We start from the raw sequence: 12460 nt of genomic DNA, 5'->3' as shown, positions 1-12460 counted from the left end.
GCGCTTTCCCATGTTCCCTGACGGCTGGCATCGGTGCCCAAGGCACAGGATACGGGGGACGCCGCCAAGCCGTAAGGGGCGGGCCTCGATCACTGTGTGGTGCGCTGGGCAGGATGGTGGCGTTGTTCTTGTGGTTTTGATTAATAGGATAATTACGCCATCGAAGCCTTCGCCGCAAGCGACGGCGGCTTGCCCCCTGATACCGGTCACATTAGGATCGCCCCTGAAACCGGCGGCCGCGACCACCGGGACGGAGGAAGCGTGACGGCATGCCGCAGAGGCATCCGGTGTGCCCAGGCGGTGCCCGCCCGTCTTCCATCAACGAGACTTGACCTGATCAAGGAAGGCGCCCCCATGTCCACGCCCATCCGGCCCACCCGCCGCGCCATCCTGCTGTCCAGTGCCGCGGCCTTCCTGGCCGTGGGCACGGCGGGCAAGGTCCTGGCGGCGGATCCTCCGGCGGCCCTTCCCCTGCCCTCCCTGCCTGATCCCGACCCCACCCACACGCTGTGGTACCGCCAACCGGCGGCCCAGTGGGTGGAGGCGCTGCCCGTGGGCAACGGCCGGCTGGGCGCCATGGCGTTCGGCGGCATGTCGATGGAACGCCTGCAACTGAACGAGGACACGTTCCACGCCGGCGGCCCCTACAGCAACGTGAACGCGGAGGCGCACGATGCGCTGCCCCAGGTGCGCGACCTGATCTTCCAGGGCCGCTATGCCGAGGCGGAGGCGTTGGCCCGGGCCAAGGTGATGGCCACACCGCTGAAACAGATGCCCTATCAGCCACTGGGCGACGCCGTCCTGCTGTTCCAGAGCCTGGACACGGTGCACGACTATCACCGCCGCCTGGACCTGGACACCGCCATCACCACCACCCGCCTCAGCACCGGCGGCGGGGCCTGGGGGTCGGAGCATATGCGCGAGGTGTTCGCCAGTGCCACCGACCAGGTGATCGTCGCCCGCCTGTCCACCAACCGGCGGGGGCTGGTCAGCGCCAACCTGTCGCTGTTGACGCCGCAGAACGCCACCCTGGTGCCGGACGGGGACAACGGCCTGCTGCTGACCGGCATCAGCCCCAGCCGGCCGGGCGTGGAGGGCCGCCTGAAGTTCGCCGTGCGCCTGAAGGTGCTGGCCACCGGCGGCCATGTGCAGGCCGGCAGCGACGGCGTGACCATCAGCCACGCGGATGAGGCCGTGGTGCTGATCGCCGCCGCCACCGGTTATAAGCGTTACGACGACATCAGCGCCGACCCGGCGGCGCTGACGGCCGCCACCCTGGCGCGTGCCGCCGCCAAGACCTATGGCGCCCTACGCGACGACCATGTGGCGGAACACCGGCGCCTGTACCGCCGTGTGGCGCTGGATTTGGGCACCACGCCCGCAGCAAGCCTGCCGACGGATGAGCGCGTGCGCGCCAACGCCACCCAGGATGAGCCCGCGCTGGCCACCCTTTATTTCAACTATGGCCGTTACCTGCTGATCGGCAGTTCCAGGCCCGGGACCCAACCGGCCAATTTGCAGGGCATCTGGAACGAACAGATCGACCCGCCCTGGGAATGCAAGTGGACCATCAACATCAACACCGAGATGAACTACTGGCCGGCGGAGCTGGTGGACCTGGGTGAATGCCTGGAACCCCTGGTGGGCATGCTGAAGGACCTGTCGGAAACAGGGGCCCGCACGGCGCGGGAGATGTATGGCGCGGGCGGCTGGGTCACGCACAACAACACCGACCTGTGGCGCACCAGCGCCCCGCCCGACGGGCCGGAATGGGCGCTGTGGCCCACCGGCGGCGCCTGGCTGTGCCGGCACCTGTGGGACCATTACGACTATGGCCGGGACAAGGCCTTCCTGGCCGACATCTATCCCATCCTGAAGGGGGCGTCGCAGTTCTTCCTGGACACGCTGATGGTGCTGCCGGGCAGCGACTGGCTGGTGACCAACCCGTCGCTGTCGCCGGAAAACGCCCATCCCGGCGGCATCGCGCTGTGCGCCGGCCCGGCCATGGATCGGCAGATCCTGCGCGACCTGTTCACCAGCACCCTCAAGGCCGCCGACATCCTGGGCCGCGACGCCGACTTCCGGGCCAAGGTCACGGCCGCCCGCGACCGCCTGCCGCCCGACCGCATCGGGTCCTCCGGCCAGTTGCAGGAATGGCTGGAGGATTGGGACATGCAGGCGCCGGAGATCCACCACCGCCACGTCTCCCACCTCTACGCCCTCTACCCCGCCGACCAGATCACCGTGCGCGGCACGCCGGGCCTGGCGGCGGCGGCCCGCAAATCGCTGGAGATCCGGGGCGACAACGCCACCGGCTGGGGCCTGGGCTGGCGCCTGAACCTGTGGGCGCGCCTGAAGGACGGTGAGCACGCCCACACCATCCTGAAGCTGCTGCTGAACCCCGACCGCACCTATCCCAACCTGTTCGACGCCCACCCGCCCTTCCAGATCGACGGCAATTTCGGCGGCACCGCCGGCATGGTGGAAATGCTGGTGCAAAGCATCGGCGGCGACATCGAATTGCTGCCGGCCCTGCCCGCCGCCTGGCCCACCGGCCGCCTCAGCGGCGTGCGCGTGCGCGGCGGCGGCCGGCTGGATCTGGCCTGGCGTGACGGCCGGCTGGACCAGGCCACCCTGCGCAACGCCGGGCACGAGGCCGGGCACTGGCTGGTACGACTGGGGGATCAGGTGGTGAACGCCAGGCTGCCGGCCGGCGCCGAGAAGCGGCTGGTGCTGAAGGACGGACGGCTGGCCCTGGCCTGAAGCCCTACGCCACCCGTAACTGCGCCAGGAAGGCATCGACCTGCTGGCGCAGGACGCCGGCGGTGGCTGTCAGTTCGGTGGAGGATGTCTCCACCTGGGCTGATGCGGTGGCCGTCTGGCGGGCGCGTTCGTTCACACCATAGATGTTCTGGGTGATTTCTTCCGTCGCCCGTGCCGTCTCGCCGACATTGCTGACGATGGCCTGGGTGGCGGCCCCCTGCTGCTGCACGGCGGCGGCAATGATGGTGGCGATCTCGTCGATGCGGCGGATGGTGGTGCCGATGTCGCCGATGGCCGTCACCGCCTGGCCGGTGGCGCCCTGGATGGCGCCGACATGGGCGGAGATTTCTTCCGTCGCCTTGGCCGTCTGGTTGGCCAGGGCCTTCACCTCGGACGCCACAACGGCGAAACCCTTGCCCGCCTCACCCGCCCGGGCGGCCTCGATGGTGGCGTTCAGGGCCAGCAGGTTGGTCTGGCCGGCGATGTCGCTGATCAGTTGCACCACGGTGCCGATTTGCCTGGCCACTTCCGCCAGGCCGTCCACCGTGCCGCGCGTGGCATCCACTTGGCCCACCGCCTGGCGGGCGATGTTGGCGGAGCTTTCAACCTGGCGGCTGATTTCGCCAATGGAGGAGGAAAGCTCCTCGCTGGCGGTGGCGACGGTGCGCACATTGCCGGCGGATTGGCCGGCGGCGGCCGACACCGTGGTGGTCTGGCGCAGGCTTTCCGCCGCCGCGGTGCCCAACTCGCACGCGGTGCCGTGGATGTCGGCGGCGGATGCCGCGACCTTGTCCACCACGCCGCGCACCGTGGCCTCGAAACTGTCGGCGGCACGGTTCATGCCGGCCTTGCGTTCCGCCTCCGCCGCCACCTTCAGGCTTTCCTGCTCCGCCGCCAGGGCGTCGCCCTGGATCAGGCTTTCGCGGAACACCTCCACCGCCCGCGCCATGGTGCCGATCTCGTCAGCGCGCCGGATACCCGGAACGTCGACGCGCCGCATGCCGGCCGCCATCTTCTCCATCACCAGGCTCAGCAGGTTGACGGGACCGGTGATGGACCGCGCCATCAGCCAGGACACCACCAGGGTCAAAACCATGGCCACGGCGGCGAAGGCTTGGCCGGTGACGCGCCCCTTCAATGAGGCGGCATCGAACGCCTGCTCCGCCTCCTTGGACTGGACCAGGTTCAACGCGGCCATCTTTTCCAGGTTCTCGGTCATCTGGTTGCGGGCCGCGTCCACCTTGCCATCCAGATCACGGATGGCAGGGGTCAGCACGTCGCTTTTCTCTAGCGCCGGCAGCATCTCTTGCTCGAACACCGCCACATAGACCTGCAGGCCGGCCTCCGCCCCATCCAGGGCGGCTTTCTCCTCCGGCAGGTCGGCGGCCCCGCGCAGATCCTTGAACATGGCCTGGATGGCGGTCTTCTTGGCGGCCCAATCCTTCCGCGTCTCGTCCAGATTGTGGTTGATCTCCGCGTCCGCGACGATGGCGTAAAGGTCATTGCCGACGGATACGGCGCGTACCGACTTGGCGGCCACGTCGGCGCAGTCGATCAGCGCCTTCTTGGCATCCGACAGCCAGCCCAGCGTCACGGTGAAGACGCCGGCGATGATCAGGATCATCAGCACGTTCATGGCCGATGACAGGGTCAGCTTCTTGGCCAGTTTCATTCGGTTTCCTCCACTCAGAAACGGACGGTGAAGCCCAGGAAGGGATTGAGGTCGTCGGCCGCCTTGCTGAGGCCGATGTTGACGCCGGCATCCAGGGAGAAGTTGGCGGTAAGCTGCCAGGTCACGCCCATGTCCAGCGAGGCCACGGTTTGCGCATCGGCACCCGTCTGGCGCTCGCCGTAAAGCTCGACATAACCGTCCAGCACCTGGCCCAGCGGGTGGCTGAGGCTGACGGAAAAGGCGATGTCCGGATCGTAGCCGTCCCCCACCACATTGCGGTTCAGCGCCAGCGTGGTCTGGGTGCCCAGGTTCCAATCCCCGCCCAGCTTGATGGCGAAGGGCAGACCGATGCCGCCCTCGAACGCGCCGTTGCCGAAGGCGGCGCCGGCCGTGGGGATTTTTAGGAAGGGGATCAGGCCCAGGGCGGTGGTGCCCTCACCATCATTGCCCCACAAATTGATCTTGGACCGCACGGTCATGTCCGACCAGCCATGGACGCGGGTGTGGCCGCCGCCCCGCTCCGACAGGGCCATGACGGTATAGGCGGGGGTAATCAGATCGATCTCGGCATCGTCCCAAACGCCCACCCGGATATTGGGCGCCATGAAGATGGACTCGTGCCTGCGCGTGCCGTCGTCGTTGTAGAAGTCGCGGTTGTGGCTGATCAGGTCGGCCTCGACCTGGACATGGCCCACATCCAGGGTGTAGGGGCCGTCCGTCTTGTCCGGGCGGTCGGGCGAGAATTCCCGCAGAGCCCCCTCTTCCTGCGCGAACGCCGGGAACGCGCAAAGGCCGGCCGCCAGCAGGGGCCACGCCAGAACCCGAAGTGATGTGATCGCCAAGATGGGCCCCGCCGCCTGTGACAAAATGTCCCTGCGACAGCATGGTGGCCCAAATGGGTTTCCAGGTCGTTAACCGGGAAACCCCCTCAACCAATAATGGTCAGCGGCTGATCAGACCCCCTTGCGGCGCCTCGGCCCAACCGGGCTGGCCGTCCTTGTCCGCCGGCGGCACGTTCCACCAGCCGCCCCCCAACGCCTGGAACAGGGCCGCGGTATCGGCCAGGCGGGCGGCCTGCGCCTGCACCAGTGACAGGCGCGCCTGCGATGCCGCCTGCTGCGCCGCCAGCACGGTGCTGGGCGCCACTGACCCCAGTTCCAGCTGTTTGCGCGCGATGGTCAGGGCGCGGGACGCCGCGTCATCCGCCCGCTGGGCGGCGGCCAAGGCGTCGCCGTCAGCCTTCAGCGCCGACAGGGCATCGGCCACGTTCTGGAAGGCCAGCACGACGGTGGAGCGGTACTGCGCCGCCGCCTGGTCCAGCGCCGCCCGCGCCGCCTTCTCCTGGTGCGCCAGGGCGAAGCCATCGAAGAGGGGCTGGGTCAGGGTGGCGCCGAAGTTCCAGAAGCCATTGCCCGGCGAGAACAGGGTGTTCAGGGCCGATGAGCTGGACCCGGTGGCGCCGCTGAGCGTCAGGTTGGGCAAACGGTTGGCGATGGCCACGCCCACCTGGGCGCTGGCCGCATGCAGGTCGGCCGCCGCCTGGCGGATGTCCGGCCGCTGTTCCACCAGCCGCACCGGCAAGCTGTAGGGCACCTCCGCCGGCAGGGTCAGGTCGGCCAACTGGAACGTCTCCGGCGTGGCGTCGCCCGGCAGGCGGCCCAACAGGGCGTTCAGCTGGTGGCGCTGCTGTTCCAGCTGTTTTTCCAGCGGCGGCAATGCCTGTTCCGCCTGGGCCAGTGTCGCCTCCGCCACCGCCACGTCGGCGGTCGAGACCTGGCCCAGGTCACGTTGGCGGCGCAGCACGTCCAGCACCTTGGCATCCGAGGCGATGATGTCGCGCGTGGCGGCGATCTGGCCGCGCAGGCTCGCCTCCGTCACCGCCGCCACCACGACGTTGGCGGCCAGGGTCTGGTAGGTCGCCCCCACCTGGAAGCGCTGGGCCTCCGCCGCCGCCTCCAGCGATTCCTGGCCCCGGCGGTTCAGCCCCCACAGGTCGGGGCTGTAGGACACCGCCAGCTGGGGCGTGAACAGGTTCAGCTGCGGCGCGTTGTTGGCAGCCGTGGGGGCCACCGTGCCGGTGGGGTCCTTTTGCCGGGTGGCCTGGAAGCTGCCGCTGATCGACGGCAGGAAGCTGCCCTCGTTGGCCAGCGCATCCTCGCGCGCCACGCGCAGGGCGGCTTGCGCCGCCGCCAGGTCGGGATTGTTGGCCATGGCGGCACGGATCAGGCCATCCAGGGCCGGCGACTTGAACAGGGTCCACCAACGGCCGGGAATGTCCATGCCGGCGACCAAGGCCTGGTCCGCCGGCAGGACCGGCGGCTTGCCCAACGCGTCAGCCGCGGGGGCGGCGGGCTGGGAATAGTCCGGCCCGACGGCGCAGGCCGACAGCAGCAGGCTGGCGGTGAGAAGGAAGACGCCAGCGGCACGAGCTTTTGACTCGTGCCGGTGTAGGCCCCGACCGGGGCCGCCGGAGCGAGCACCGTAGGGCGCAGCGAGGATAAGCCAAGGCCACGGATGTGGCCGCCCGGCGTCTGAGGGGGCATTTGAGCGGTCACGATCAAATGCCACGCGAACGGTACCCCGCATCATTCGGCCCCCCCTTCCGTGACGGGCAAGGCCTGACGGTTCGAGAACAGGCTGATCAGCACCGGCAGCACCACCAGGATCAGGATGGGGGCCAGCAGGATGCCGCCCACCACCACCAGGGCCAGCGGCCGCTGCACCTGCGACCCGATGCCGTGCGACAGCGCCGCCGGCAGCAGGCCGACGCAGGCGGCGATGCAGGTCATCATCACGGGCCTGAGCCGCGTTTCCGCCGCCTTCACCAGGGCCAGGGGCCGTTCCAGCCCGGCATGGACCAGCTGGTTGAAATAGGCGATGACGATGATGCCCTCCATCACCGAGATGCCGAACAGGCCGATGAAGCCGATGGCGGCGGAGATGGAAAAGGGCGTGCCGGTGACCGCCAGGATGAAGATGCCGCCCACCAGCGCCATGGGCATGACGCTGGCCGCCAGCAGGGTGTCGGTCATGGACGCGAAGTTCAGGTACAGCAGCACGCAGATCAGCGCCAGGCTGACGGGCACCGCCACCGCCAGGCGGCGCACCGCGTCCTGCAAATTGCCGAACTCCCCCACCCATTCCAGGCGATAGCCGCCGGGCAGGGCCACCTGTTCGGCCACCTTGCGCTGCGCCTCCAGCACGGCACCGCCCAGGTCGCGACCGCGCACGCTGAACTTGATGGGAATGTAGCGTTCCTGCCCCTCGCGATAGATGAAGGAGGCACCGGAGACCATGCGGATGTCGGCCACGTCCATCAGGGGAATGGCGGCGGGGGCGGACCCGAGTGCCGAGGTGCTGACGGTGATGTGGCGGATGGCGTCCAGGTCGCCGCGATATTCCGGCGCCAGCCGAACGACGATGGGGAAGTTGCGGTCGCTGCCATCCTCATACAAATTGCCGGCCGCCTGGCCACCGATGGCCGCCTGCACCACGGCGTTGACGTCGCCCGGCGCCAGGCCGTAGCGCGCGGCCTTCACCCGGTCCACCGTGATCTTGACCGTGGGCTGGCCCAGCGACTTGAACACGCCCAGGTCGGTGACGCCGGGGACTGTTTCCATCACCTGTTTGATGCGGTTGGCGGTCTTTTCCAGGGTTTCCAGGTCGTTGCCGAACAGCTTGACCGAGTTCTCGCCCTTCACGCCGCTGGCCGCCTCCTCGACGTTGTCTTCGATGTATTGGGAGAAGTTGAACTCGATGCCGGGATAGCGCTCGCTCAACTTGGCCTCGATATCGCGGGTCAGGCGTTCCTTGTCCCAGCCGGACGGCCATTGGTCGAAGGGCTTCAGCGGCACGAAGAACTCGGCGTTGAAGAAGCCGGTGGCGTCGGTGCCGTCGTCCGGCCGGCCGTGCTGGGAGATAACGGTGTCGACCTCGGGATAGTCCTTGATGATGCGGCGGATGCCGTCCACCGCCGTCGTCCCCGCCTCCAGCGAGATGGACAGGGGCAGGTTGGCGCGGATCCAGAGGTTGCCTTCCTCCAGGTGCGGCAGGAATTCCATGCCCATGAAACGGGTGCAGACCAGGGCCAGCAGAAGCAGGGCGCCCGCCACCGCCAGTACCGTGCGCCGGCGGCCCAGCGCCAGGCGCAGCAAGGGCGGATAGAAGCGGTGCAGGATGCGCACGACGATGGTGTCGTGCTCCCGCACCTGCTCCGGCAGCAGGATGGCGCTCAAGGCCGGGGAGATGGTGAAGGTGGCGATCAGGCCGCCGGCGATGGCGTAGGCGTAGGTCTTGGCCATGGGGCCGAAGATGTGGCCCTCCACCCCCGACAGGGTGAACAAGGGCACGAAGCCGGCGATGATGATGGCGGCGGAGAAGAAGATGGCCCGGTTGACCTCCACCGCCGAGTTGGCGATGACGCCGAAGCGCCCCTTCAGGATCACGTCCTGCCGCACGCTGTGTAGGATGGAGGATTTGGCGAAGCGTTCCTTGGGTGGCTGCGCCAGGTGGCGGAAGATGTTCTCCACCATGATCACCGTGGCATCCACGATCAGGCCGAAGTCGATGGCGCCGACCGACAGCAGGTTGGCGGACTCCCCGCGCATGGTCATGATCAGAATGGCGAAGAACAGGGCGAAGGGTACCGTGGCCGCCACAATGATGGCGCTGCGCAGGTCGCCCAGAAACACCCACTGCACGATGAAGATGAGGATGATGCCCTCGATCATGTTGTGCAGCACGGTGTGGGTGGTGAGGTCGATCAGGTCCGACCGGTCGTAGATGGTCTTCAGGTACACGCCCGGCGGCAGGATGCCGGAAGTGTTGATCTTCTCCATCTCCGCCTTGGCGGCCAGGATGGTGGGCTTGCTTTCCGACCCGCGCCGCATCAGCACGATGCCCTGGACGATGTCGTCCTGGTCGTCGCGGCCGGCGATGCCCAGGCGCGGCTGGTTGCCCACGGTGACGGTGGCGACGTCGCCCACCATGACGGCTGTGCCGTTGGCGGACGACAGCATGGTGTTGCGGATATCGTCGATGGAATGGATCAGGCCGACACCGCGCACCACCATGGCCTGGTCGCCGATGTTCACCGTCTGCCCGCCGACATTGATGTTGGCGTTGTTCAGCGATTGCAGCACGCCGGGGATGGTCAGCCCATAGGCCGTCAGCTTGCGCTGGTCGACCGTCACCTCATAGGCCTTGGTCTTGCCGCCCCAGCCCGACACGTCGATGACGCCCGGCACCGCCTTGAAGCGGCGTTGCAGCACCCAGTCCTGAAGGGTCTTGAGGTCAGTGACGGAATAGCCCGGCGGCCCCACCACCTGATAGCGCAGGATCTCGCCGATCGGGCTTTCGGGGGAGATTTCGGGCTGCGCGCCGCTGGGCAGGCCGGACAGCTGCGACAGCTGGTTGGTGACGCGCTGCACCGCCTCGTCATAGGTGAAGTCGTAGGTGAACTGGATCTTGATGTCCGACAGGCCGAACAGGCTGACGGAGCGGATGGCGGTGACATGGGGGATGCCGGCCATCTGCACCTCGATGGGCACGGTGATGTACCGTTCCATCTCCTCCGCCGACTGGCCGCTGTTCTGGGTGACGATCTCCACCATGGGCGGGACCGGGTCGGGATACGCCTCGATGTTCAGGCGCAGGAAGGCAGCGACGCCCACCACCAGCAGGACGGCCAGCAGGCCCAGCATGAGCATGCGCTGGCGCAGCGCGAAAACGACGACCTTGTTCATGGCATGCGGCCTCAGTCGCCCTGCGCGGCGCGGTCGATGAACAGCGCCCCGCTGGTCACCACGCTCTCGCCCGGCTTCAAGCCGTCCACCACCTCCACCAGGCCGTCATCGTCGCGGCCCAGGGTGACGGGGCGCAACGCCAGGGCATGGTGGGCGGCGTCGGCCACCCAGACGCGCGCACCCTCGCCCTCACGGATCACGGCGCGTTCGGGCACCGCCGGGGAAAGGCGGGCATCGCCGGACAGCAGGCGGAAGCGCGCGAACATCTCCGGCCTCAGGGCGTGGTCGGGATTGTCCACCGTCACCCGCACCGACAGGCGCCGGGTGGCGGGATCGATGGCGGGCGCCACGGCGTCCACATGGCCAGTGAACACCCGGTCAGGATAGGCCAGCACCCGCACCTCCACCGGCTGGCCGGGGGTGACGCCGGGGACGTCGGCCTCGCGCACGCCGGCCATCAGCCAGACGGTGGAAAGATCGGCGACGGTGAAGGCGACGGCACCGCTGCTGGCGGCCCCGTTGACGTATTGGCCGGGGCCCACCTGGCGCTGCATCACCGTGCCGGCGATGGGGCTGCGCACCGGCGTGGCGGCCAGGAAGCCTGCGGGGGCGGCGGCCAGGGCCGCGATTTCCTTGTCCGTACGGCCGAGGATGCGCAGGCGGTCGTGCACGGCGGCCAAGGCGGCTTGCGCCGTCCTCTCCGCCGTCTCGGCCGTCACCAAATCCATCTGCGCCTGCTGCCAGTCCTTCAGGGCACCGCCTTCGGCGTGGAACAACTGCTCCTGGCGGTGTTCGATGGTGCGCGCCTGGGCGGCCTGGGCCTGGGCCGCCTGAAGCGCCGCGACGGCGGCGGCCAAATCGCTGCGACCTTGCGCCACCTCGCTGGCGTCCACGGTCATCAGCACGGCGTCGCGCGCCACCGTATCGCCCAGCCGCGCCACCACCTGGACCACCCGGCCGGAAACGGGGGAATAGACGGGCGTGGTGGTGTCGTCGTTCAGCGCGATCTTGCCGTCGGTGTCATAGTGCGTCCGGAAGGGGTGGGTGGCCACCGGTTGCACCCCCAGGGCCGTCCACTGCGCCGACGTCACCTGGAACTGACCGGGGGGAAGGGCCTCGACCGGGGCTGCCGGGGCCGCCACGCCTGGGCGCAAGGCCACGGCGCCAACGCCCAGCGCCAGCATCAGGGCGCCGCCCACCCACACCAACCGGCGCGGGCCGGTACCCTGTTCAAAACCGAAAGAACGCACCCGCGGCCACTCCATGCTACGCAGAAAAAGGCAAAAGAAACCCCGCCAGCCGGTCCATGACGGACGTACCGACGCAATTCAAAGGAACAGCGGGATCGCATCTTTGATTTTGCGGAACAATGGGCATTTCAGCGCAGGGCGTCGTCGGTTTTATTGTCGCACCGCGACAGGTGTCGGCGACAAAACCGTTCCAGATTTCACTTTGATTACCAGGCCCCCAATGAAACGGATGGCATGCCGCGCTTTCCTTGAGGTTTCCGTACCCCCGGATACTTCTTCCCCCAGCGCCGCCGGGGTACCACCGCCCTCCGCCCCTTGGCCGCGCCTTTTGACGCAGGGGCCATAATACCAACGGCGGGGTCATGGCTCCGCCGCTCGGCATCGCCGCCTTTGGTCATGTCCATAACGACCCCGCCTATCCCTGCCCCCGCGACCCCCCACCCCCGCACGCGGCGGCGGACTACGCCCTCCGTTGCCGTCCCTAGCGCTTTGGCCCGCCGTCCGTTGACGTGCCTGTGGGGGACCCTAATTCCCCTCTCGTTCCCAGGAAGGGTTGACGCCTTTCGACTGGATCATCGTTAAGCCACCGCCCCTACCGGGAACCGGCACCGAGGCCGCCATGTTGAACTCCCTGCACAACCTGCTGTCCGTGACCGTCGTCTTGCTGCTGCTGGTCCCGCTGACGGATCTGGCCATGCAGGTGCTGCCCCCGGTGGTCGGTGCCCTGCCCCCCTTGCTGGTGGGCCTGGCGCTCATCGCCTTCCTGGGCCAGGTGACGGCCGCCGTTCTCCGGCGCCGCCGCTGACCCCATCCCCCAAGCCTGACGAGACGCACCATGAACGGTTCCTTGCGCAATCTTCTCTACGCCATCCTCAGCCTGCTGCTGATCATCATGCTGGTGGACTTGGCGGTGACCCTGCTGCCCCCGGTGCTGGCCGAGGCGCTGCGCATCATCGTCGGCATCGGCGTGTTCCTGTTCATCCTGCAATTCCTGGCCGGATTGTTCAGACGCGCGCCGTAGCGCGGCCAGG

Annotated in this window: 8 protein-coding genes; 3 read left to right on the top strand and 5 right to left on the bottom strand. The window is 68.2% G+C overall.

Features of this window, described 5'->3' with window-relative positions; all coding sequences use genetic code 11:
- Window positions 1-354 precede the first annotated feature (354 nt).
- A complete protein-coding gene (locus tag PW843_06050) occupies window positions 355-2763 on the top strand; it encodes a glycoside hydrolase family 95 protein (protein ID MDE1146175.1) in 2409 nt (802 codons plus the stop codon).
- A gap of 4 nt (window positions 2764-2767) precedes the next feature.
- On the opposite strand, the gene PW843_06045 is transcribed toward PW843_06050, so the two are convergent.
- The 5 genes from PW843_06045 to PW843_06025 all read right to left on the bottom strand — a co-directional run bounded on the left by PW843_06045 (window position 2768) and on the right by PW843_06025 (window position 11429).
- A complete protein-coding gene (locus PW843_06045) occupies window positions 2768-4435 on the bottom strand; it encodes a HAMP domain-containing methyl-accepting chemotaxis protein (protein MDE1146174.1) in 1668 nt (555 codons plus the stop codon).
- 14 nt (window positions 4436-4449) lie between these two features.
- Window positions 4450-5277, bottom strand: coding sequence for a transporter (locus PW843_06040; protein MDE1146173.1), 828 nt, complete (start codon window positions 5275-5277; stop codon window positions 4450-4452).
- A 100-nt stretch (window positions 5278-5377) separates the two neighbouring features.
- Window positions 5378-6826 carry an efflux transporter outer membrane subunit gene (locus PW843_06035; protein MDE1146172.1) on the bottom strand — a complete coding sequence of 483 codons (1449 nt, stop codon included), beginning with the start codon at window positions 6824-6826 and terminating at the stop codon, window positions 5378-5380.
- A gap of 194 nt (window positions 6827-7020) precedes the next feature.
- The gene (locus tag PW843_06030) at window positions 7021-10179 is read right to left on the bottom strand and encodes a CusA/CzcA family heavy metal efflux RND transporter (protein ID MDE1146171.1); all 3159 of its coding nucleotides are present in this window, start codon (window positions 10177-10179) and stop codon (window positions 7021-7023) included.
- A gap of 11 nt (window positions 10180-10190) precedes the next feature.
- The gene (locus tag PW843_06025) at window positions 10191-11429 is read right to left on the bottom strand and encodes an efflux RND transporter periplasmic adaptor subunit (protein ID MDE1146170.1); all 1239 of its coding nucleotides are present in this window, start codon (window positions 11427-11429) and stop codon (window positions 10191-10193) included.
- A gap of 553 nt (window positions 11430-11982) precedes the next feature.
- Between PW843_06025 and PW843_06020 the strand changes: the two genes are divergently transcribed.
- The gene (locus PW843_06020) at window positions 11983-12234 is read left to right on the top strand and encodes a hypothetical protein (protein MDE1146169.1); all 252 of its coding nucleotides are present in this window, start codon (window positions 11983-11985) and stop codon (window positions 12232-12234) included.
- A gap of 30 nt (window positions 12235-12264) precedes the next feature.
- Window positions 12265-12450 carry a hypothetical protein gene (locus PW843_06015; protein ID MDE1146168.1) on the top strand — a complete coding sequence of 62 codons (186 nt, stop codon included), beginning with the start codon at window positions 12265-12267 and terminating at the stop codon, window positions 12448-12450.
- Window positions 12451-12460: the final 10 nt, after the last annotated feature.

The sequence above is a fragment of the Azospirillaceae bacterium genome, assembly GCA_028283825.1.
Classification (GTDB): domain Bacteria; phylum Pseudomonadota; class Alphaproteobacteria; order Azospirillales; family Azospirillaceae; genus Nitrospirillum.
This window is presented reverse-complemented; position numbering and strand designations above follow the sequence as displayed.